Origin of the sequence: Chroococcidiopsis sp. CCNUC1 (genome assembly GCF_023546805.1) — a bacterium.
GTDB classification, from domain to species: Bacteria; Cyanobacteriota; Cyanobacteriia; order Cyanobacteriales; family Chroococcidiopsidaceae; genus Chroococcidiopsis; species Chroococcidiopsis thermalis.
The window spans coordinates 5,362,118-5,385,784 of record NZ_CP097480.1; the positions used below are offsets into that span (position 1 = coordinate 5,362,118).

Here is a 23,667-nt window from a genome sequence, read left to right on the forward strand (position 1 = left end):
GATGCCAAGATTTTGAAGCTCCCCCAACTCCCTTTTTAAGGGGGCTTTGTTCTCTCTGTTTGATGGCAAGAAGCAGGCGATACCATTTTGATCTGACTGCGCCACGGAAGATCCCCCAACCCCCCTTAACAAGGGGGGCTATGAGCGACCGATTTAGTGCAAGAATAAATAGAATTGGTACGAGGAGTTAGAAAAACAACGCCGTAAAAAGAGACTTTGTTCCCCCCTTTTTAAGGGGGGCTAGGGGGATCGGATCTCTGGCAACGATCGATAGAATTAGTCTTGAGGGTTCTCAGCACAAATATTGCCAAACTCAAAGCTCTGACAACCATAAATAAAGCCAGAGACAACCAGAGTAGATGAGTGTTACGGAAATACCACGCAGCGATAGCCGTTGGTGCAAATCCCAGCAAAGCAGCCGCAAGCACCGAAATTCTCAAAATCCGACCTGCGGTTAAGCCGAGAAAGTAACCATCCAACATGTAAGCGATCGCCCCAAATCCCAAAACTGGTAGTAACCAGCCTACATAACTGCTAATTCGTCCCAAAATTGCACTATGGTTAGTCAATAACCCGAATAAGGGTGTGGGGATGAGAATGAAGGCGATCGCAAACAGTATTCCTACGCTCAAACTTGCTGTTCCAGATACCCATATGAGTTGGGTTAATTGGGCGATCGCTCCTCTGCCTAGAAAAACTCCGGCTAGGGTTTCGGTGGCGAAGGCAAGTCCATCAATAAAGTATGCTGTCAGCGTCACCACTTGTAACAATACCGCATTGGTAGATAAAATCTCCGTCCCCAAGGTCGAACTAAGATTGGTAAATACGGCAAATGTGGAAACTAAAGCAAAGGTGCGGACTAGAATTTCGCCATTGAGCGCGAATGCTGCCCGTAGATCGCTGGGATTGAGAATTTGTCTGACGAATGATGCTTTTGCTGGATGCTGATGTATTTTTACAAGTGGGATTTCTCGATTGATTAAAATCAGCCCTACTAGCAACATGAGGTACTGAGCGATCGCCGTTCCTAGTCCTGCTCCAGTACTTTGCCATCCCCAGCGCACAATAAATAAGTAATTTAGCACCACATTAGATAGATTACCGACAGCCGAGAGCAAAAATACCTTGCCACTTTGCGATCGCCCCAAGAACCAACCAATGAGTACAAAGTTGAGCAAGGTCGCTGGTGCGCCCCAAATGAGAGCATCGTAATATGCTTGACCGGATGCTTTGACTTCTGGTGTCGCACTCAGGAGGGTAAAGCCTAGCATTCTCAAAGGCTGTTGCAAAACTAAAATTAATAATCCCAACGAGAGTGCTATTAAGCCGTTACGTAAGCCTATAAGTATGACTCCTTCTCGATCTTCCCGCCCGATCGCTTGAGCAGTCATCCCCGTTGTCCCCATCCGTAAAAAGCCAAATGTCCAGTAGATGTAATTAAATAGAACAGTTGCTAAAGCGACTCCTGCTAGGTAACGAATTTCCGGTAAATGTCCCAAAAAGGCGACATCCACTAACCCAGCTAAGGGAACCATGAGGTTTGAGAGAATGTTAACGATCGCCAGTTGGAAAAAGTGACGCAGAAAGCTAGAACGAGATGGCAATGCTTTTAAACCCCCTGCATACTTTCCCCTACTGCTTAGCAAGTCACAAGTTAAAAGTTAAAAGTCAAAATTGTGAAACTCACTATAGTGTCTCTATAACTAAATACCACAGTAGACGATTCAATCAATTTCTACATCGCTATTACTAGCCAGCCCGTGTAGAGACGTTACATGTAACGTCTCTACACGAGAAACGTTCACCAATCAAATTGGATTGCTATATCAGTCAAAGACTTTGCTGGGAGAGATTTGAGACATCATACGTCAAAAGGTGTAATCGATCGTCCACAATGAATTGTGTAGCTTGCATACTAGATTGAAATTAGAAACATGACGGATAGTTCTTACATTTTTCTGGCTGGTGCGAGTCGCGGTGTGGGGCGGGAAATTGCTAAATGCCTGGTACAACAAGGTTTGCAGGTAAAAGCATTGTTGCGGACAGCGGCGGCGCAAGCGGAATTAGAAGCGATGGGAATTTCGGTAGTTTTTGGCGATGCGTTGAATGTTGAAGACGTAGAACGGGCAATGCTGGGAGATTCCATCTCTACAGTTATTAGCACGATTGGCGGTTTACCTAAAGATGGAGTCAGAGCCGACTATTTAGGTAATAAAAACCTAATGGATGCAGCAGTGAAAGCAGGCGCACAAAAGTTTATTTTGGTATCTTCTATCGGTAGCGGCAATAGTGTAGCAGCTATACCTCCGCAAGCTTTAGCGACTTTGAAAGATGTTTTAGTCGAGAAGGAACAAGCAGAAAACTATCTTGCAGCAAGTGGTTTGACTTATACAGTCATTCGTCCTGGGGGATTGAAATCGGAACCAGCGACGGGTAATGGTTTGCTAACAGCAGATCCGCGTATTGCGGGAACGATTCATCGCGCTGATGTAGCTCAACTGATTTGTCGTTGTTTAAATTCAGAAAAAGCGAATAATCAAGTTCTTTCCGCCGTAGATCGGGAAATGCTTTATACTCCAACTCAATTTGAGGAGTTTAGTTTGAACTAAAAGCTTTCACCCAGCCGAGGCGAATAGATAGCGACAGGGCGATCGCGGCAAGGGCAAACCAGACTATACTTTCTCCAGCAGTCGCGATCGCGGGTAAGACTGTCTGGGAGGATTGCAGCGCCATTTCGATTTGAGTTAAGCCGCGCACGCAACCAAAAGCCATAACAGCTCCAGTTTTTAACTGAATATTGCTATCCTCTCGAATGATATAGCGATATGTCACGCCAAATAGAAAGCCACAAACGACTGCGATCGCTCCTGCAAAAAGGCTGGAGAAACTGAAAACGCTAGGGGTAAGCAAGAAGTTATTTACAAAGGTAGTGACGACGAACGCCAAAGCTAAAGTTGCAGATGCTACGGTTCCAGCCTTGAGCGATTCTAATCTTTCTAATTGGTCATTGGTCATTTATAGTTATTCTCCCTTGTCCCCCTTGTCTCCCTTCGCCCCCTAATCCCCACTCCCTTCGGTCGTGGGGAAGAGCGAGTTCCCCCTTGTCCCCCTTGTCCCCCTTGTCCCCCTTGTCTCCCTTGTCTCCCTTGTCCCTCAGAGCCTCTGCTCCCTGTGCCTGATAACTAGTCACTGTTTCGATCGCCCGTTCTTTTTGCGGGTCTGCACCGTGGGCGTATTCTAAAGTAAAGGGAACGGTAATATCTGGAGTGATGGGCTTGCCTTCTAGTCTATATTTGCCATCAATTATCACGTCAGCAACGGCTAAATAAAGGACGCTGCCATCTGGCATGATGAAAGGACGACCTCCTACTACTGCGCCTGCTGTAGGAGAACCAACGACAGAGCCAATTTTATAGCGCTGGAAGCCAAACGCTAGAATTTCTTTACCGCTTCTACTACCTTCATTGACAAGCATCACGACTGGTTTTTTCCATTGATAGTTTGCTGTAGACGATTGGCGATCGCGTCCTGTCATGGTAACGCTGGGACCATTGGCAGTGTATATATTAAGATAATTGGGCGATGCGCCACCCCATCCATCCCGTAAGTCTAAAACTAACCCATCGGCATCTTTGAGGCGACCGTACATTAAATCTTCTTCAAGTTGCTGCTGGTATTCGTCACCTGCATACGACCAAATATGTACGTACCCAATTTTTTTACCTTCTTTTTGAATAATTTGGGTACTGGCTTGCTGTGCCTTGAGAAACATCGTCGTAGCATCATATATCTGCGGCGTAACCTCAATTTCTTGCTGAGTTTGAGTATCAGCATTTCGCTGAATTGCGATCGCAACTGGCTTACCAACATTTGCAAAAGATTGAATTGGTTGGAAAGGTTTGCCATCTATGCTAATAATGCGATCGCCGACTTTTAATTTGGCTTTCGCCGCCGGACTTCCTTCTAAAATGCCACTAATAAAAGTTTTGCCTTGAATTTCTTTGGTAAAAATGCCAATCCCAGGATATTCAATCTTACCTTGAGGCAAGAATTTTTTTAACTGTTTCTGTAAGTCAGGATTGCGTTTAGCAAAAATACCCAAAAGTTGATAATAAGCTGGTTCGTCTGCGGTGTAATAGCGCGTGTGAGATGTCCGTAACTGGGACAGCATTTGATTGACAACGGTAGCAAATTCTGGTGTCGATTTTGCTCGAACTGCTTGAGACTTATATTGCTCTCGCATTGCTTTCCAGTCTACGCCGTTGAATTTAGGGTCGAAAAAGTTTTCATTAACCGTTTGCCAGACGCGATCGAATACCTGTGCTTGCGGTTTTGCTAGCAGCGATGGTATTGGTGCAAACCAGATTAGCAACAGAGTAGAAATACTAATTAAACAGGCGATCGCCCAACGATTTGACTGAGACAGTTTAAATCTCTGCATTATGGAAGGTTGAGAATTTCGAGCAGGATCTCTAGTCTAGTGCGATCGCTACTCTTACGACTGTCACGTTGTGTTAGGTGAATTAAGCGCGATCGCTCCTTATCTGGGATAGCACAAGCAATAAGTGAGGAATAGACTTATTGTAGGTTTATCCACTGATAAGGGGTATAGAATGGCTACCTTAATGGCATGGTCTAGATTACTATCTCGTAAACGGCTGGGAGAAACTTTTTTAGAAACTTACGAGGCAGAAATTCCAGCACAAAATCGGACATCATTTCAAAGAGACTTCGATCGCATTGTTTTCTCTTCTTCTTTTAGAAGATTAAAGGATAAAACACAAGTCTTTCCTCTATTTAATAACGATTACGTTCGCAACCGTCTCATTCATAGTTTAGAAGCATCTTGTGTGGGACGTTCCCTCGGCACAATTGTCGGGGAAGAAATTATTAAAAGACATAGTAAAAATTTACATGATTATATTGCCTCTGATTTTGGCGATATTATTGCTGCTGCTTGTCTATCACACGATATTGGCAATCCGCCATTTGGTCATACTGGTGAAGATGCGATTCAAGAGTGGTTTAAATCGGCTCGCGCTCAGTCAGTATTACAACAGTTAAATCTACTACAACAAGCCGATCTCACCTGCTTTGAAGGCAATGCCCAAGGATTCAGAATTATAACTCAAAAAGAGAAACAAGCCGATCGCATTGGTTTGCAACTTACCTATGCAACGTTAGGAACTTTTATGAAATATCCTAGAGAATCTTCGATCTCTGGTGAGGTTTTTCCACAATATCAAGGTAAAAGTACAGCTAAGCACGGCTTTTTTCAAGCAGAAAAAAATTTAGTCGAACAAATTGCCACTGAAGTTGGCTTGATTCGTCGCGATGCAAAGTCTGCTTGGTGGTGCAGGCATCCACTCGTATTTTTGATAGAAGCGGCTGACGATATTTGTTATCATATTGTTGATTTAGAAGATGGCTTTCGTATGGGTTATATCACCTATGAAGAAGCAGAAAACTTATTAAAAACTCTACTTGAAGAAGACAATTTAGAATATTTGGGTAGCGATTTATTAGATAACATTAAATATTTGCGCTCCAAAGCAATTCACCAATTAATCCTTGAAGCTAAGCATATTTTTCTAGACTTCGAGTCTGAAATATTATCTGGAGAATTTGACGCACCTTTAACATCAGTCATTCCTTCGGCAGATAGTCTTAAAGAAATTGTCGATATTACCCGTAGAAAAGTCTACGAATCTTGCGAAGTGATTGAAGTTAAAGTAGCAGGCTATGAAGTTTTAGGAGGTTTGTTAGAAGAGTTTATTACTGCTATTAGTCAAGAGGATCTTTCTAAGAGCTATTTAATTAAAAAATTACTGCCTAATTTTAAAGCAGATGATGAAAACTTAGATTTATACAATAAAATTTTGAAAGTCACAGATTATATTTCTGGCATGACTGATTCTTATGCCGTATCAGTTTATAAAAAAATCAAAGGCATTTCTCTGCCTCGGGGCGGGAAGTAAGCTGCAATTTTGACTCTTTGTCAGCAGACTTGACTTATCCTTGCTTAGCATAAGTCGCGCATACTATTGAAAGAAAAAGCCAGCCAAAAGTAAAGGTATAAGCAGCAAGGCAGTGATAATCAAAAGCAAAGTACCTGGTTCGATCTTGATTTCGTTTTTATCGGGTTCGGGCATTTTGCACCTACAAGCAAACACTCATACTACTTCAGGATAAAAGATTGTTGTCTACCAGTTAAAGCCCTTTTAAGTTGAGAAATGTAAACATATCTTGCCTCAGATGAGTATGAATGAGGTTGAATTTGGTTTGGATGAGCTAACTTACAGGCAGCAGATGAGGCGATCGCATGAGAAAATTGTATTTCTTAGTACCGGGAACGGGTGGGAAGTTTGCCTGTGGTGGGCTGTGGGCGGAGTTAAAAACTCTAAATCTGGCAAAACAGATTTGTGATGCAGAAGCGGTAACATATCGTCAGCGAGAAAAGGATACGCCGTTTTTAGATGATTTGCTGCAAAGCGATCTGAATCCAGACGAGATCGTATTTGTATTGAGTTGGGGATTTGATGTCGCCAAACTCGCTCATCAGCTCAAACAATATCATGCGATCTATCATGCCCATAGTACGAATTATGGATTTAGGCTTTCAGCCAATATTCCAATTATTACTGTCAGTCGTCATACGATGGGGTATTGGGGACAGCGATCGCCACATTCTCTAATTTATTATTTGCCCAACCAAATTAGCGATGAATTTCACAATTTTAATCGCCAGCGGGATATAGACGTTTTAGTTCAAGCACGAAAATCTTCTCAATATCTCATCCAAGAATTAATTCCTGCTTTAGAACAAAGCTGTCGCGTAGTCGTCGTGAATTCTTATGTTGAAGATTTAGCAGAACTATTTAATCGGGCTAAAGTTTACCTATATGATTCAGCAGAATATTGGGCGCAACAGGGAGTAACTGAAGGGTTTGGACTGCAACCTCTAGAAGCAATGGCATGTGGTTGTCAAGTTTTTTCCAGTGTCAATGGTGGTTTATCCGATTACTTAGATCCTGGTTTTAACTGTTATAAAATTGCTGGATATGCCCGAGAATTTGACGTGCAGCGAATTCTAGAAGTTATAAATCGTCCTCAATTACCTTTTCTCTCTGAGGCTATTTTGACTGAGTACAGGACTGAGAATATTTTGAAACGTTTACAGGTCATTTTACATGATGTTAATATCTTTTTCGACAAGCGATCGTCTTATGCTCATGCAATTCGAGATTTGACACCGATGAGAATTGCTCAGTTAAACTTAAAAAGATTCATGAGTAAGTTGAGCAAAAAATATTTTCAAGCACGATAGGAAAATGCCATTACATGCTTACGCTGCCAAACTTTGCACTGCTGTTAATAAGTGCTGGTGTACCGATTCTGATGTAGCGACTATAAGTCCAGGTAGGCTGTAGTCCTTACAGGTGTGCAAGGGAGGAGGAACGGAACCATCATGAGTGGTGACAATACAGCCAGTTTCTCTGGCAAGAAAAGCGAGTGCAGCACCATCGATGAATTTACCAGAGGCGATCGCTGCCCCAGCTATTTCACCAGTTAGAATACCGTTGAGGTTGGAAACTTGAATTTCCCGCGAGTAGGCAGTGGCTATATCTATGACTTCGTAGTCCTGTTGTTTCAATCTCGATTGAAGCGCACTCATCCCCCATCCTAAGAGAATAGTTGGTTTTGGCTGTCCGACTCGTAATGGTTTACAGGCTGCTAAATCCTGTGTCAAAGTTCCTTGGAAAGCGCCTTCGCCACGTAGCGCGTAGTAGTAAGTATTTTGGGCGGGAGAGATGGCTATGACTGCTTCAAAGTCGTCCCAATTGAGAATGCTGAGAATAATTTGATAATTTGCATGTCCGTCAAGGTAGAACTGAGTCCCGTCTATAGGGTCTAGCGTCACGAGATAATCGCCTTCACCACCCAGATCGATCGCGCGAAAATATTTTGTATTGCGCGATTGTTCGTATTCTTCCCCGTAAAATCGGATGTGGGGAAAGTTTGCCAGAAGTGCCACTTCCACTAGATTCTGAATCGCCAAATCTGCATCGGTCAAAGCCGCAGCAAAAAAATTATCTCCTTCTCCTTTCGCCGGAAGTGCGGTAATTTTAGATTGAATCCGATCTGCGTAGGCTGCTGCTACTTGAAGATAGGGAAATAAACTTTCGACGATCGCGCGCGGACTCGGTGACTCTGACATAATTCAACTGCTAGAGGACTGAGCAATAGTAGCAAATCCTCAATCTCTTGGCAGCGTCTCTAGAACACAAATTTCACAACCGTTTTCAATTGGGTACAATACATATGTTGTAGGGGCGCACATCTGTGCGCCCCTACCAATGACTGTCAACACAAATTGCTACAAATTTAATTTTTTTCCAAACAACGAATAGCGACTAAAAGACCCCTAGCTTTATTGAGAGTTTCTTCGTACTCTTTTTCTGGGTCAGAGTCAGCTACTATACCAGCACCAGCTTGGACGCTAGCAGCACCATCACGCACAACCATAGTACGGATGGCGATCGCGCTATTCAACTGCCCTTCAAAGTCATAATAACCGTAAACTCCAGAATAAACCCCACGACGGCACGTTTCTAATTCGTGAATAATTTCCATTGCCCGAATTTTTGGCGCACCACTGACCGTACCAGCCGGAAAACAAGCTTTAAGCAAATCCCATGCTATCTTATCTGGTGCGAGTTCTCCCACGACATTGCTAACAATGTGCATGACATGAGAATAGCGCTCGATCGCCATTAATTCATCAACTTTCACCGTACCGCTTTTACACGCCCGTCCCAAATCGTTACGTCCCAAGTCAACTAACATGACGTGTTCGGCAATTTCTTTCGGATCTTTCAACAGATCTTCTGCATAGGCTGCATCTTCCTGGGGTGTTTTTCCCCTCGGACGAGTCCCCGCAATCGGGCGCAAAGTTGCCACCATAGTTCCATTTGGATCTCGTTCTGCTTTCACCATCACTTCAGGACTAGACCCAATGATTTGCCAGTCTTGGAAGTGGAAATAAGCCATATAAGGCGAGGGATTAATCAATCGCAGAGAACGATATAAAGCAAACGGATCGCCCTCATAGGTTGTCGTGAGGCGTTGGGAGAGGACGACTTGAAAAATATCGCCAGCTTTAATGTATGCTTTTGCCCGATTGACATTGGCACAGAACTGTTCCCTCGTTACATTACTTGTATATTCTTTTTCCCCCTTGTCCCCCTTGTCCTCCTTGTCTCCCTTGTCTCTTTCTGGGGGTTGCCATTCTAAAACCGTATCCCGATGCGATAGGGGCAGTTGGAGTTTCTCAACCATTTGACGCACGCGATCGCCTGCTTGTTGATATGCTTGCTGGGGATTGGCATTGTCGCGCACGTCGGCATAGGCGATCGCCCAGATTTTGCGCTTGACTTGATCGAAAATGAGTAATTGGTCTATCTGCATCCACAAGCCATCCGGCAGGTCGCTTTCTGTGGCTGGATAAACTGGAACCCTGGGTTCGATCCAACGGATCAATTCATATCCCCAAAACCCAAATAAACCGCCAATTCCAGGGGGAAGTTGAGGTAACTTCACCGGATGATAAGGTTCTAAACACGATGCTAGGGCAGCAAACGGATCGCCCTCAATCGTGACTTGCGTACCATCGCGATAAGTTTGAATCGTGCGATCGCCTTTTGCCGCTAAAGTCCATAGCGGATCGCACCCCAAGAAGCTATAGCGCCCAATATTTTCGCCTCCTTCGACCGATTCCAACAAGAAGCTATAAGGCTGTCCCGCACACACCTTATACCAAGCAGATACAGGTGTATCTAAATCCGCTACCCATTCTTGGTAAACCGGAATGAAATTACCTTGTGTCGCTAACTGCTGAAATTGAGCAAAATCGGGAAAAATCATGATAAACAAGTCAAAAGTCAAAAGTTAGAAGTCAAAACACTAGATAACCAGAATGTATGGCGAGTATCGCCTACCTTCTGCACGGAAAACTGAAAAAAGTAAATGTAGGGTGGGCATTGCCCACCCCACTCAGAAAGTTTTATATTATTGCCTTTTTTATCAACAAAAAACAGAGACTAGAAACTAAAAACTAGAAATCGTAATATCCCTAGCCCCTAGTCTCCAGTCCCTAGTCCCGATTAGGGTGCGTCGTATGGCTGTACGCCACTGAACTTCAACTTGGCTGGGCTGGGGTTGCTGCCAATGTTGCGATCGACGTAACGTACTTTTGGACGACCTTGGTTGACTTTTTCTGGGAAGACACCATCAGCGGGATGGATCATCTGAGTTTCCCCATTAGGATAAACTCGATAGATTTTGTAGTCGTTAATTTTGAATTTCGCCCGCAGTTGTTGCCCGCCCAAAGCGATACCATACTCTTTGCGAGCAATTTCTAGCTTATTTTTGCCCTGCCTCATGATGGCTGAACCACCTGTAGGCATTTCAAAAACTTGCTCCTTGGGGCTAGTCCAAGTGATAACGTATTTTTCTTCTCTTTCTGCTTTGGTCAGCAAGCCACCAGTGCCACCGCCAAATATAGGTGTTTGTCCCTCAAGTGTTTCTGCCATAGATTTCTCTCTCAAGGTTTTTAGGGCATCCTATCACTGAGATAGCGTCTATTTAGCCAGTATGTAAGGAACTGTAACAGTTAGCAGGGAGCAGGGAGCAGGGAGCAGGGGACAAGGGGGACAAGGGGGACAAGGGGGACAAGGGGACCCCACGACCGAAGGGAGTGGGGATTAGGGGGACAAGGGGGACAAGGGGGACAAGGGAGAGACCAATGACCAATGACCAATGACTATTCCACAGTCGGAATAGTGAAGTGAAACGTACTGCCTTTGTCTTTTCCTGCTGATTCTGCCCAGATTTTCCCGTTCCAGCTATTGACAATTTGACGACAAATTGCTAAGCCTAAACCCGTACCTCCTGCGGTGCGACGGAGTGCGCCTTCTTCTTGGTAGAAGCGATCGAAAACAATTTCGAGCCGATTGGGTTCAATACCGCGTCCGGTATCGGAAACGGTAACTTCTAGCGTTGTGCCACCATTGGTACGCGCTGCGATCGCGATCTGTCCTGTGGGAGGCGTAAACTTGCAGGCGTTATCCAACAGTTTAGCGATTAACTCTACCAACCAGTCTCCATCAACCCTAATCAGAGGAAGTTGGACTGGAATTGTGCTGACGATCTGCGGTAAATCTTCTGGGTTAGAACGGGTGCGGACGCGGCTGAGGGCAAGCTCGACGCACTCATCTAAGGGTAAAGTTTCAGGATGCCATTCTACCCGTCCGCTTTCTAAGTTGGAGAGGGTAAGAAAATCTTGGACTAATTTGCGCATCCGCTCGGAGTCGGTAAGAGCAGTGCTGAGCATGACTTGCCGCAATTCTAAGGGCATATCTGGCTCGGTGGCAAGGCTTTCCAAACAAACTTGGATCGTCGAGAGGGGGGTACGAAGTTCGTGTCCAGTAATCGCGATGAGGTTGCTGCGGGTGCGATCGAGCGCCTCTAATTGCTGGTTGAGGTCTTCTAGATTTGCGTAAGCTTCGGCTTGAATCAATGCTGCGCCTACCTGAGTGGCGATCGCTTCGACTAAAGAAGTTTCATCTGCCGTCCACTGGTGTGGTTGAGAACCACAATAATGAGATTCGACTATTCCCAATAACTTACCTTGGTACAACACTGGCATTAACAACCAAGAACGAATATCCAGCTGTTTTACGAGCTGTTGTAGCAGGGGTGAATCAGTCACGCGGGTGTCAGTTTGAGTATCGACAATACAGATCGATCCTTGCTGACAGGTCATTTCTTGAAATAAGGGATTTTTTTGTAAAGGCATGACTTTTCCTACTACTGAGGAAACGCCAGGTTGTAAATATTCGTGGGCGATCGCCACCCTATCATCGTTAGCTTGGGCGCGATAAATCAAGCAACGGCAGGCAGCCAGGGCAATTCCCAATTCGCGAACTGCGACTTTCAAAATTTCTTGGGGATGTAACGGTAGTCCGGTGGCGCTACCTTTGCGAATCGCAGCGGTAATCGAGTTGATGAGGCGTTCTTTCCGTTCTTGGGCAGCAATCGAGCGGTAGGCTTTGAGTAATTTGTACTGTCCGGCTTGCAGGTACGTTACTAATCTCTGGACGAAAGGATTGGTATCGATCGCCGCAGGATCTAGCGAGGGTAAAGTAATGGGGGCAGCAGTTTTAGACTTTTTCGCTGACGATCGCCTTTGTGGAAATATACCGAAGCGATCGCGCGCGAGTTCGATTTTAGGGGCTAATTCTGGTCTGTAATGTAAAATGCGTTGAAGTAACAGCTCGGCTGCGATACAGCTAATTTGTCGCTCGGAAGTCCAGATACCTTCAAACTGGCGGGTGGGATCCATATCCACCGCTGGTAAATGAGGTGAGGGTTTAATCTGGACTATGCTGGGGCGTTCGCGACAAATCAGGCAAGTGCTATAATTTTGCCCGATCGCGACGAGATGCCATTCTTGACTTAATGATTCTGTTGGATCGAAGGCGATCGTTTCGTAGTATTCGGAAGCATTCGTAAAATCTGTCTCCGGTGCTGCTAGTACGTAGACTTGATTCGTTTGCCGAGCAAGGCGTTTGTAGCGGTGGGCTTCTTGACGATAGAAGCGTTCCCGCTGAAAGCTAGCAATCAGCAACGGTTGGTCTGAAGTCGAAGCAAGCACTTGGTCTTCCATCGCATGGGACAAAGCCGTTAAAGAAGCTTTGAAATAAACTTGGGGTCGCAGTTGGGGTACTGCTACTAGCAGATCGCTTAGCACAGAAGTCAAATTGCTCATGACTGTGTTTGTCGATCGCGTTACCTGCGTACCACCCTGCCAGGAGAACTAGGAAGCGCGATCGCTGCTTGCTTGCATCGAGGGTTCTCTATCAACCATCCTACCGATACTGGGGACTAGGAGCTAGTAGTCAGTTATCAGGGAGCAGGGGGAAGAGAGCTGAGGGAGCGATCGGGAGCTGAGGGAGCTGAGGAGCATGGGGGAGAAAATACCAAATACCAAATACCAAATACCAACAATATCCTTAGATAGATAGATGTTGTAAAAGTCAAGTAAAAATAGTATAAGTTAATCTTTAGAACTAAAAATTCTAAGTATATAAACCTATAGAGGGTTGCATCTAGGCGAGTTTGTGCCTTTTATTAAAACTTATTAAGCGACGAGAGAAATCTTCTGTCGTTTGCGAGTCAGAAGGCTGCCAAAGGAAATTGGCAGCATTCTTCAGATCGATTTGTAGTTACTGCTCAATTACCAGAAAATAATGAAAATCGCTCAGATTGCTCCTCTGTGGGAACGAGTCCCACCCTTTCGCTACGGTGGTATTGAATTAATCGTTAGTTTACTAACTGACGAATTAGTCCGGCGCGGTCATGAAGTCACGCTGTTTGCCTCTGGTGACTCGATTACTACAGCTCAGCTCAAGTCAGTCCACAATAAAGCATTACGTCTCGATCCCAGTGTCAAGGAACCAGGGCTTTACGAGCAAATGATGCTGTTTGAGGTTTTTAGCAACGCCCATCATTTTGACATTATTCATTCTCATGTTGGCTGCGCTGCCTTGCCTTACACTGGTTTTGCTAAAACGCCTACGGTACATACAACTCACGGTATTTTTACTCCTGATAATGAAAAGATGTTTCGGCGTTTTGCTTGGCAACCATACATCAGTATTAGCGAAGCGCAACGAGAACCTCGTCTAGGGTTAAATTACATTCAAACTATCTATAACGGTATTGATACCTCTATCTATCCGTTTCAGGCTCAACCTAGTCAACCAGCTTATCTGGCTTTCGTCGGTCGCATATCTCCTGAAAAAGGTCCGATTGAAGCGATGAAAATAGCCCGCGCTGCTGGTTTACCATTAAAAATGGCTGGCAAAGTCGATCCGGTGGATCGAGAATATTTTCGCGATCGCGTTGAGCCATTAATTGACGGTGAGCAAATTCAGTACCTTGGGGAAATATCTCATGAAGAGAAGGCTCAGCTTTTGGGTGGAGCTACAGTAACTTTGTTTCCGATTACCTGGCGAGAACCGTTTGGTCTAGTCATGATTGAGTCAATGGCAACAGGCACGCCTGTAATTGGCATGGGTTTGGGTTCCGTACCAGAAGTGATTGCTCATGGTAAAACAGGCTTTGTTTGTCATTCTCTAGAACAAATGGTGGATGTGATTCCCGATGCGATGAAAATAGATCGCCAAACATGTCGCGACTATGCGATCGATCGCTTTAGCGTCCAAGCGATGACGAGCGCATATGAAAAGGCGTATCAAACTTGGAAGGGGTAGGGGAAAAGTCAAAATTGAGCAGACGGTGGACGGTTGACAGTTGATGATGAGTGGCTGGTGGCTGGCGACTAGTGACTAGAAACGATTCTAGCCACCAGCCACTAGTCACTAGCTGGCTTTTCTCCCGATGTCAGTACGCCCCTGGAACTAGAAACGATTCTAGCCACCAGCCACTAGTCACTAGTCACTGATAACTGTTTGCCTTTGTTACTTTATGAGTTGACCCCTGGATTGAAAGCTAAGATTTTTTAACTTTATCGCAAACATCTTTAATGAGTTGTATTTCTATTTAAGATCTGCTTACAATAATTTACATTGTTCAAATTAGTGTAATTAATTATTGCTGACGCTTAGAGAAATTACAGATATAAGCTGCAACTTTAAGCGCAAAAGTCGTAGAGAAAAAGTTGTTGCTGAAGGTGGTAAAGCCAATAAAAAAATTGCGATCGCACGGTCTACTAAGAAGGTTGATAATAATAAAACTGGGTCGCACACCTATAACAGCAAAAAGCCTTTGGTATGACACTGGATACGATAGCAACGCAAGACAGAGTAGAAATAAGTGGTAGAGTATTCGTTCCCGCAGAACAATTGCCAATTCCAGAATGGCCCTGCGTGTTGAGCGAAAGACCACAACCGACTTTGACGATTAAAGACGACGATCTATTTTTGGTGACAGATACGCTAGGAAATATTGCTGGCGGCTGTTATAGCGATGATAGTGCAGCTAGCATGGGGTTATTTTGCTGCGATAGCCGATTTCTAAGTCGCTTAGAATTACAGATTGAGGGGCGATCGCCTGTTTTACTCAGCAGTACCGCCGATAAAGGGTTTTCCCTTTCTGTCTTATGTACTAATCCTACAGTAGACAATCGATTGAAAGCTGACACCCTTGGCATTCGTCGCGAACTGGTTTTGAATGGAGCACTATTTGAAGAAATAGAAATTTCCAACTACAGCACGAGTGCCGTCAGCGTTTCTATTAGCCTGAGTTTTGATGCCGATTTTGTCGATTTATTTGAAATTCGCGGCTTCAATCGAGAAAAGCGCGGTAAATTGCTACGGCTTGCCGCAGTAGATGGAAGACAGCAAGAGAAAGGAGACAAGGAGGACAAGGGAGATAAGGGAGCAATTACCAATTACCAATTACCAATTACCGATTACCAACCTCCAGAAACGCTCACCCTTGCTTATCAGGGTTTAGATAATTCCATCATGGAATCGCGGTTGCAGTTTCAACACACTCAGCCAGATTTATTCAAAGGCTATACGGCAATTTGGCAGCTAGACTTGGCTTCCCACGAAACCAAAAAGCTCGGTTATCGATTGTCAATGGCAATTAACGATCGCTCAGCTTCTACCGTTCACGCTCCCAATACATTAGTCCAAGCCAGAGCAGCGGAAGACTCAGAGGAACTGCACTGGTGTCAGCAAAGCACGCAAATTCGCTCTGACAAAGCTGATTTCAATCATGTCGTCGAGCGAGCTGAGCAAGACATGTATTTGCTACGGCAATCTTTTGGCAAGTATAAAACTGTTTCTGCTGGCGTACCTTGGTTTTCTACTCTATTCGGACGAGATTCGCTGATCGCGGCGGCTCAAACTTTAATGTTAAATCCGTCGATCGCCCGCGAAACTTTGATTTTACTCGCAGCTTATCAAGGCAAAATTGAAGACGAATGGCGGGAAGAGGAACCAGGCAAAATTCTACATGAAATCCGCATGGGAGAAATGGCACGTTGCCAGGAAATCCCCCATACGCCTTATTACGGTACGATCGATGCTACTCCTTTGTGGTTAATGCTCTATGCGGAATACTTTGCCTGGACTCACGACTTAGAAACCCTAGATCGTTTGTGGTCAAATGCTTTAGCAGCAATGGATTGGATCGATCGCCGCCTCAAACCAACAGGATATTTATCCTACTTCCGCAAGTCACGCGGAGGTTTAGCCAATCAAGGTTGGAAGGATTCTGGCGATTGTATAGTTAATCGTCAAGGAGAACTAGCCACAGGGGCGATCGCTCTATGCGAAGTGCAGGCTTATGTCTATGCCGCAAAAGTGCGACTGGCAGAAATTGCTCGGATGAAGAAGCGGCTCGATCTTGCCGAAAAGTGGCAGGATGAAGCCAGAGAGCTGAAAGTTCGATTTAATCGCGATTTTTGGCTGTCCGACCAGGATTTTTGCGCATTGGCGTTGGATGGGGAAGGCAAACCAGTCGATAGTATTACCTCTAATCCCGGGCATTGTCTGCATCTAGGCATTTTTACACCTGAAAAAGCCTACAGCGTTGCCGAACGGCTCCGAGCGCCTGATATGTTTAACGGTTGGGGAATTCGCACTTTAAGCAGTTTATCCCCCGCCTATAATCCGATGGGCTACCATCTCGGTTCGGTTTGGCCTCACGATAATTCTCTAATCGTACTGGGCCTGCGATCGCTCGGGCTAGTGGATCAAGCCTTGGACGTATTTCAGGGGTTATTCGACATGACACTTCAGCAACCCTACCAGCGTCCACCAGAACTATTCTGCGGCTACGAACGCAATGGCGATCGGGCTCCCGTCCAGTATCCCGTGGCTTGTTCTCCCCAAGCTTGGGCAACGGGAACCATTTTTCAGTTATTGCAAACAATTATCAATCTCGTACCTGATGCCCCAAATAATTGCTTGCGAATCATCGATCCGGCTTTACCAGACTCCATCAATCGCCTATCCATACACAATCTACGTGTCGGTCCTACCTTACTCGACCTAGAATTCGAGCGTGCTGGCAATACGACTGCCTGTCGCGTGGTCAAAAAACGCGGTAACCTGCGTGTGGTGATCGAAGCGTAAGAGAATTGGTTGTTGATGAGTGGCTGGTGGCTAGTGACTAGAAAAGATTCTAGCCACTAGCCACTAGCCACTATTCACTGATAACTGATAACTGATTCCTAGTATGATGAACACTAGAGTTGTTTTGTGAATTTGTTGTAACAGATTGTTATGGACGCTATTTTGACACTGGGTTGGGTTGGATTGCTGGTAACTTTTACTTGGTCTATTGCTATGGTCGTTTGGGGTCGTAACGGACTGTAATAAATCCCGTGGATACAATACCAGTTTTCAACATTCTGGCGATCGCGGCGTTTGGTCTTTTACTGGCGGTCACTGGTGGTATCGGCTACCTGACACTGGTAGAATGGCGCGATCGCCGTCGTCGCGATCGGGAAAACAAAGAACTTCGTCGTTCTAGCAAGGCAAAGAAACAACGAAAGTGAATTCTGAATTCCGAATTCTCCTCACGTACCACTTACTCCTAGCTCCTCACCCCTAATTTCCCATTCTCCACGACGAATGAAGCGAGCGTTCTCACACTGGCTTCGGGTTGGCGGATGGTTGAAACGATCCGATAGTTGGTGACGAGGCGATCGCGTGTCAAGTGGCATCGAACGTACCCCCGATAAGTTCCGTTAAAAAATTTGGTGTGGGGGTTTCTGCTCATCGCGATCGTCGCCGTCGGAATAAACTGCTTGGGAAAATTGGAAGAGATAGAAGTGCCGACAAACTCAGTGCCAACGGTGGGGGAATTAGGATTCTTAAAGTCAAGTTTGAGGTCGTGTACCCAACTGGAATGCACGTCGCCTGTAATCACGATGGGGTTAGCAGGTTGGCGTTGCGCTAGAAATTTCAGCAATCGCTGACGCGCTTCGACATAGCCGTCCCACTGATCGAGGTTGAATAACTCCGAACGAGAGCGCGGATCGACATCGAATTGAGCGAGTACGGTTTGTTGAGCAAGAATATTCCACCGTGCTGCGGAGCGAGTTAAGCCTCGAAATAACCATTGTTCTTGCTGGTGTCCCATCATCGTTGCATTAGCAGCGAAAGCTTCCTGACAGCGAGATTTAAATCCGCCGCCGCAGGGCTGCTGAGTCCGGTACTGGCGCGTATCTAAAATATTGAATTGAGCTAAGTCACCAAACGTAAAGCGCCGATAGAGCTGCAACCGAGAGCCTTGGGGTGCGCGATCGCGTCGTAAGGGCATATGCTCGTAATACGCTTGGTAAGCAGCCGCCCGCCGCCGCCCAAAAGCAGATGGCGAGTCGCCGAAGCTAGAGCGATCGCCTGCATAGTTATTTTGTACCTCATGATCGTCCCAAGTCACGATCCACGGAAAGGCAGCATGAGCCGCTTGGAGGTTGGGGTCGGTTTTATATAAAGCGTAGCGGTTGCGGTAATCGGCAAGACTAACAGCGGCGGGAGTACGGTGCGATCGCACGCTATCGGTGCGGGAGCCGCCATCATAAATGTAGTCCCCTAGAAAGACGACTAGCTCCACATCTTCCTTGGCTAAGTTTTGATGCGCCGTATAATAACCGTTCTGCCAATCTTGACAGGAAGCAAAAGCAAAAGTTAGTTGTCCGAGTGCCTCATTCAGCGCGGCAGTGGTGCGCGTGCGTCCAATTGGACTTTCGGCATCCCCTGCTTGAAATCGATACCAATACCAACGTCCGGGTTGCAACCCTTCTACCTCAACGTGGACGGCATGGGCGAATTCTGGAGTGGCGATCGCTTCTCCCTGCTGGAGGATTTGCCGCATATTTTCATCAGTTGCCACTTGCCACTGGACGACAACCGATTCGGCAGGCATCCCGCCACCTTCAAGCGGATCGGGTGCGAGGCGCGTCCAAATGACGACACTCTCTGGCAGTGGATCGCCGGAAGCTACGCCCAACTTAAACGGATACTGGGAGAATTTCGGTTTCGCGATCGCCGTTTTTGTCTGCCACTGACTCGCGATCGTTCCAGCCGCCAAAGCCGCTGCACCAAGCAGCAACTCCCGCCGCTGCAATTTGTTATTTGTCATTGGTTATGGTCACTGGTCACTGGTCACTGATAACTGGTCACTGGTCACTGGTCATGTATAGTTATTCTCCCTTGTCCCCCTTGTCCCCCTTGTCCCCCTTGTCCCCCTTGTCCCCCTTATCTTTCCCTGCTCCCTACTCCCTACTCCCTACTCCCTATTCAGCGCGACAGTAATTGTACGATTGTTAAGCCAAGGGCGATCGCCACTGTCAAGCCAGTGATCGTGGTAAAGTTGCGGATCATTTGTAACTGGCGTTCGGTGTCGCGCAAAGAGGATTGCGTCAGACGCAATTCTGTTTCAAGGTTTTGTTGTTTTTCAAAATATTGGGGACTAAAGCCAGCTTGCTCTAATTTTTGAATAAAATCTTCTAATTCTGCATTTAATTTAGTATCGACAATTTCGCTAATTGCCGCGTGCGTTGCCTCGTCAGCCGTCCATTCTTGCCAAAAATGCTTCAGTCGCTTCGATACCTCTTCCCGTAATTCGCTGACTTGCTTGGCGAGTTCGGCATTATAGTTACTTAAATGAATATCCGCGCTACCGAGTTCGTCTTGTAAATGTGTTAATTCTCCTTTAAATTCTCGCCAACGGACATCAATTGCAGTTTCGATCGCCGCTAGACGTAAGTTAACATCTGTTTCTAAGTTGATGAGGTCTGCTTTATTTGCTTTGACCTGTTCTAGATTTGCTTGTAATTGTTGGTATGATTGCCCTAGAGCGGCAAATTGAGCTGGAATTTGTGTGAGTGAATCTAAGACAGCAAATGATTGTTTGAGGCGATCGCGCAGCTCTGTTAGTTCTTGTTCCACAGACAATAGTTCGGTCAGATTATTTTTCATAAGATTTTTTTGACTCAGGCTTTAATTTGGACTTTAAATAAATTATCCAAAATTCTTCAGTTGCGCCAAACTTTGACGAAGAGCAATGATTTTCTCGTTCAAAGCATTGCAGTTTTCACTGACGGCACGAAGATCCCTGATTTGTTTTAGGACTAATAAAGTGCGATAAGGTTGGGAGCTATTGCCAAATAAGCGCAAAGCTTCTGTAAGTAAAAAAGATAAATCTTGGTTCTGGTTCCAAGGAGCATTGATATGGGTCAACCAGTTAAAGGCAGTAGCTGGATCGACATCTACGCCCGCTTGGTAAAATAATAGTAAATCATCAGACGACAATTTCTGGTCAATTCCTGCTTGAAAGCCGACACCGAGATGTCTTAGAGCTGCATTGCGGTCTGGTGAGTGGCTCTGAGACGATAAAACGCCAGCTAGGTAAAGGGCAGATAAATTGAGCGGTTTTTCCCACAGCTGTTGCTTAACGTAAGCTAGCAATTCTTCTACCCAATTTTGACTGATGGCAAGGTGAATCGTTTCTGATAAAGACTCAGGATCGAAACGATCTAATTGTTGTTCTACCTGACGCTGCCATAGCGACAGCACCTTAGTCTCCGCAGCTACAGTCGTTTTGGCAATTGGCATCGCTTGGATGCGCTCGATATTCCGTCCTGTAATTTTGCCGCTAATTTTCTCCAGTAACCCAGGACCAATTTGAGTGTATCCTTTGTGTACGGCACGAATCACGTTGACCAGTTCTTCGGCAGGAGTGTCTTTCAACAGATAACCCTTGGCTCCAGAACGCAACGCTTCAGCTAAGTATTCCTCGTCGTCGTAGCCGCTAAGAACGATCGTTTTTGTAGCTGGAAAGCGTTCGGAAATGATGCGCGTTGCTGTCACTCCGTCCATTCCTGGCATCCGAATATCGATCAGCGCGATATCGGGGTTGAGCATGTCTACTTGTTCGATCGCCGCTTGACCGTCGCTAGCACTGCCGATAATATCCATCTCAGGATCGAGTTCTAGCAATGCTTTCAGCCCTTGGCGAATCAGTTTTTGATCGTCTACCAGCAAAATCCGAATCATGCAGCAAACATTGACAAGTTAAAGGGTGGTGACTGGCAAGAGGTTGGCGATCGCTTGCAGTAAGTCGTCCGTGCAAAAGGGCTTGGTAAAATACTCCGTCGCACCCAGACCGAACGCTGTTTGCCGATGCCACTGATTTTCCCGCGAGGTCAATACGATGACTGGGAGTTTTTGCCATTGGGAGGAAGCACGGATTTCCCGTAGTAAGGATAACCCATCTACGCGGGGCATCTCCAGATCGGAAATGGCTAGGTCGAAGCGTTCCTCTGAGGAAGAGAGCTTTTCTAGAGCCTCTTGCCCATCACGGCACTGTACTACTTTATACCCTGCTGCCGTGAGAATCCGCTCTAAAATTCGCCGAAATGCGATCGCGTCATCTACGATCAAAATTTTGGGAATCTCTTCAGTTGTAGCTGAAAATGTCTCCTGTCGGCTGCTTTCTTGACGAATTGTTGCTGGTGCGACCGAAAACTGAGATAGCAGTTCTTGAAACCGATCGGGTGAGAGAACGGGAACGATTTCCCCCGTACCCAGCACCGTACAACCGAGCAGGTAATTCGGAACTTTCACTGTAGCGTCAAAAGGCTTGAGAACTAATTCTCGCTCTCCCAACATCTGATCTACAGCCAGCACGACTGTCTCTGCCTCAATCTCCAACACGAGTCCCAAACGTTGGTCTAGTTCGGTAGCGTTAGCGAAGCTTAACGAAGTTATCGCCCCGCGCCGCCATTGGTAAGGTAAAAACTGTGGCAGATAGTACAGTCGAGCTGGGAGATTGCGCCAAGCGATCGTGCTGCCGTGCTGCAATCCCGTCCCGTATTCCGACAAGACAACAACCTCTTTAACCTGAGAAGCGGGAAACGCCAAGGTTTGCTGCTGGCATTTACACAATAGCAGCGGCAAAATATTTAAGGACATGGGAATGCTAATGGTAAACTTAGTTCCTTGCCCTGCTGTAGTTTCCACGCCAATCGTCCCACGCAAGCGCTCGACTTGCAGGCGAACGATATCTAGTCCTAAACCGCGCCCTGATAAAGTCGTAACTGTGGTGGAGGTGGAAAAACCAGAACGAAACAAAAATTCCAAAATTTGCTCTGAAGAGAGTACAGCAGTTGAGTCGCACAGTCCGAGTGCTTCAGCTCGTTGTCGCACTGCGGTCAAGTCAATCCCGCGCCCGTCATCAGCAAGAGTAATAATCAGTTGATTACCTTCAGTTACAGCAATCAGACTCATCCGCGCTATGGGAGATTTACCACTTGCCTGCCGCTCTGAAGCAGATTCGATCCCGTGGTCGAAAGCATTGCGAAATAGATGCAACAGGGGAATTTTCAACTGTTCGAGGATCGCCCGATCGATCGTGGTTTCCCGTCCTTCGATCGCTAACTGAACGGATTTGCCGTAGCGTTGGCTAAATGATTGTTGGGCAGCGGCAAACTGGTTTGCTAAGCTGCCAAACTTGACTAGGCGCGACTCGGTTAAATCTCCGCGTAAGTCGTCGAGTTGCTGGCGTAACTCTACCAAAGCTTCCCGCATTTCTAGAGAAATAAATTCCACATCCGCCCTAGCTTCTTGCACCTGGACGATCAGCTCTTGCAATTCTTGTAAAGAATTAGATGTGGGTATTTGGTAGTCGGTCGTCAGTAGTTGGTAATTGAGTGGTGCGTGGGCAGAATTCGGAACTCGAAAGTCGGAATTTGGAATTAATTTTGAATTTTGAATTTTGAATTTTGAATTTTGAATTGCTCCCTCAGCTCCCTGGGCTCCCTCAGCTCTCTTTCCCCTGCTTTTCCTGCCAAGTACAGCAAGTTGGTTGTACAAAGCTTGCATGTCTTCGCTAAGAGGGTTGAGCTGGGCAGCCCGCTGTTTTAACGTTAGATCGACCTGATGCAGCTGTTCTTGGTACAAAGACAACCGTTCGTAACTGATAAACAACTCGCCGATGGTGTTATCGATCCGCTCTAGTCGCGATACGGGTATTTTTAAATTTAAACTGCGGATGCCGGAGGCGATCGCCAGGGAATCGTTCAGGAGTTGGGAATCAGTAGGAGGATGCGGTGCGCTCGGATTGAAGGTTTGGGAGTTGAGCAGCAAAAATTCGTCTCCAGTTGCCTCAGCTCTAGGACTTGGTGGCAGCGATTGCAAAAAATTTTCAATTGCTGTTGTTGTAGGTAGTAAGGTCGTTGCTTCTAAGCGATCGACTCCTTCGGGATTGCCGATCGCCGTGACAATCAAGCTACCGATCTGTTCGATGCTCAGGGAGATCAACTCATAGGCTAACTCCTGCTGCTCTACCCGTTCGTGCTGTAAGGCTTGTAATAGGTCTTCTAGGTGATGGGATAGGCGGCTCAGGGTGGTAAATTGAGCGATTCCCGCTCCACCTTTAAGGGAATGAGCTGCCCGCAGCATGGTAGAATATAACCCGCTCAAATTCACCTCGGGATCTGTTGCTTGCAACTGGCGAATTCCCTGTTCCAAGACTGACAATTGGTCTGGGGCATCTTCGTACAGGAAACAAGTGCGTATTTCTTGAGTAATTGCCTCTAAGCTTGCAGCATCCAGCACCATA

The 23,667-nt window shown here is 46.0% G+C and carries 18 protein-coding genes; 7 read left to right on the forward strand and 11 right to left on the reverse strand.

The genetic code is table 11. From position 1 onward, the window contains the following. Positions 1-230: 230 nt before the first annotated feature. Positions 231-1,583 carry a guanitoxin biosynthesis MATE family efflux transporter GntT gene (gene gntT / locus M5J74_RS24790; RefSeq protein ID WP_371934081.1) on the reverse strand — a complete coding sequence of 451 codons (1,353 nt, stop codon included), beginning with the start codon at positions 1,581-1,583 and terminating at the stop codon, positions 231-233. 351 nt (positions 1,584-1,934) lie between these two features. Here gntT and M5J74_RS24795 point away from each other — a divergent pair, with 351 nt between their 5' ends. Further along, on the forward strand, positions 1,935-2,609 hold the full coding sequence (locus tag M5J74_RS24795; protein ID WP_250013809.1) for an SDR family oxidoreductase: 675 nt from the start codon (positions 1,935-1,937) through the stop codon (positions 2,607-2,609). On the opposite strand, the gene M5J74_RS24800 is transcribed toward M5J74_RS24795, so the two are convergent. Both M5J74_RS24800 and M5J74_RS24805 read right to left on the reverse strand, forming a co-directional pair. Beyond that, positions 2,596-3,015, reverse strand: a complete 420-nt coding sequence (locus tag M5J74_RS24800; protein WP_015156669.1) for a hypothetical protein — start codon at positions 3,013-3,015, stop codon at positions 2,596-2,598. The two genes, M5J74_RS24795 and M5J74_RS24800, sit on opposite strands and share 14 nt — an antisense overlap. Beyond that, on the reverse strand, positions 3,005-4,441 hold the full coding sequence (locus M5J74_RS24805; RefSeq protein ID WP_250013812.1) for a S41 family peptidase: 1,437 nt from the start codon (positions 4,439-4,441) through the stop codon (positions 3,005-3,007). Before M5J74_RS24805 ends, M5J74_RS24800 begins: the two co-directional genes overlap by 11 nt. Before the next feature lie 184 nt (positions 4,442-4,625). Here M5J74_RS24805 and M5J74_RS24810 point away from each other — a divergent pair, with 184 nt between their 5' ends. Both M5J74_RS24810 and M5J74_RS24815 read left to right on the forward strand, forming a co-directional pair. Then, positions 4,626-5,978 (forward strand): deoxyguanosinetriphosphate triphosphohydrolase, encoded by a 1,353-nt coding sequence (locus M5J74_RS24810; RefSeq protein ID WP_371934082.1) that lies wholly within the window; start codon positions 4,626-4,628, stop codon positions 5,976-5,978. A 344-nt stretch (positions 5,979-6,322) separates the two neighbouring features. Continuing rightward, positions 6,323-7,327 carry a glycosyltransferase gene (locus M5J74_RS24815; RefSeq protein WP_250013816.1) on the forward strand — a complete coding sequence of 335 codons (1,005 nt, stop codon included), beginning with the start codon at positions 6,323-6,325 and terminating at the stop codon, positions 7,325-7,327. A gap of 18 nt (positions 7,328-7,345) precedes the next feature. Here M5J74_RS24815 and M5J74_RS24820 read toward each other — a convergent pair whose 3' ends face one another. The 4 genes from M5J74_RS24820 to M5J74_RS24835 form a co-directional block, all read right to left on the reverse strand. Further along, entirely contained in the window at positions 7,346-8,218 is an 873-nt protein-coding gene (locus M5J74_RS24820) for an inositol monophosphatase family protein (protein WP_250013819.1), read from the reverse strand. Positions 8,219-8,385: 167 nt separating this feature from the next. Further along, complete coding sequence (gene trpE / locus M5J74_RS24825; protein WP_106218310.1) at positions 8,386-9,924, reverse strand: anthranilate synthase component I; 1,539 nt, start codon at positions 9,922-9,924, stop codon at positions 8,386-8,388. Between the two features lie 239 nt (positions 9,925-10,163). Further along, on the reverse strand, positions 10,164-10,592 hold the full coding sequence (psaD, locus tag M5J74_RS24830; protein ID WP_015156676.1) for a photosystem I reaction center subunit II PsaD: 429 nt from the start codon (positions 10,590-10,592) through the stop codon (positions 10,164-10,166). 230 nt (positions 10,593-10,822) lie between these two features. Then, on the reverse strand, positions 10,823-12,829 hold the full coding sequence (locus tag M5J74_RS24835; protein ID WP_106544357.1) for a DICT sensory domain-containing protein: 2,007 nt from the start codon (positions 12,827-12,829) through the stop codon (positions 10,823-10,825). Positions 12,830-13,310: 481 nt separating this feature from the next. Here M5J74_RS24835 and M5J74_RS24840 point away from each other — a divergent pair, with 481 nt between their 5' ends. The 4 genes from M5J74_RS24840 (at position 13,311) to M5J74_RS24855 (ending at position 17,596) form a co-directional block, all read left to right on the forward strand. Further along, a complete protein-coding gene (locus M5J74_RS24840; protein ID WP_015156678.1) occupies positions 13,311-14,336 on the forward strand; it encodes a glycosyltransferase family 4 protein in 1,026 nt (341 codons plus the stop codon). Between the two features lie 519 nt (positions 14,337-14,855). Then, positions 14,856-17,171 (forward strand): amylo-alpha-1,6-glucosidase, encoded by a 2,316-nt coding sequence (locus tag M5J74_RS24845; protein ID WP_250013821.1) that lies wholly within the window; start codon positions 14,856-14,858, stop codon positions 17,169-17,171. 150 nt (positions 17,172-17,321) lie between these two features. Continuing rightward, positions 17,322-17,414, forward strand: coding sequence for a cytochrome b6-f complex subunit PetN (petN, locus tag M5J74_RS24850; protein WP_015156680.1), 93 nt, complete (start codon positions 17,322-17,324; stop codon positions 17,412-17,414). Positions 17,415-17,422: 8 nt separating this feature from the next. Further along, positions 17,423-17,596 carry a hypothetical protein gene (locus M5J74_RS24855; protein ID WP_158265857.1) on the forward strand — a complete coding sequence of 58 codons (174 nt, stop codon included), beginning with the start codon at positions 17,423-17,425 and terminating at the stop codon, positions 17,594-17,596. A 38-nt stretch (positions 17,597-17,634) separates the two neighbouring features. On the opposite strand, the gene M5J74_RS24860 is transcribed toward M5J74_RS24855, so the two are convergent. The 4 genes from M5J74_RS24860 to M5J74_RS24875 all read right to left on the reverse strand — a co-directional run bounded on the left by M5J74_RS24860 (position 17,635) and on the right by M5J74_RS24875 (position 23,666). Beyond that, a complete protein-coding gene (locus M5J74_RS24860; RefSeq protein ID WP_106218852.1) occupies positions 17,635-19,185 on the reverse strand; it encodes an alkaline phosphatase in 1,551 nt (516 codons plus the stop codon). Between the two features lie 158 nt (positions 19,186-19,343). Then, a complete protein-coding gene (locus tag M5J74_RS24865) occupies positions 19,344-20,024 on the reverse strand; it encodes a hypothetical protein (RefSeq protein WP_015156682.1) in 681 nt (226 codons plus the stop codon). Positions 20,025-20,066: 42 nt separating this feature from the next. Next, positions 20,067-21,101, reverse strand: coding sequence for a response regulator transcription factor (locus tag M5J74_RS24870; protein ID WP_106168224.1), 1,035 nt, complete (start codon positions 21,099-21,101; stop codon positions 20,067-20,069). An 18-nt stretch (positions 21,102-21,119) separates the two neighbouring features. Beyond that, positions 21,120-23,666 (reverse strand): response regulator, encoded by a 2,547-nt coding sequence (locus M5J74_RS24875; RefSeq protein WP_106168223.1) that lies wholly within the window; start codon positions 23,664-23,666, stop codon positions 21,120-21,122. Position 23,667 lies beyond the last annotated feature (1 nt).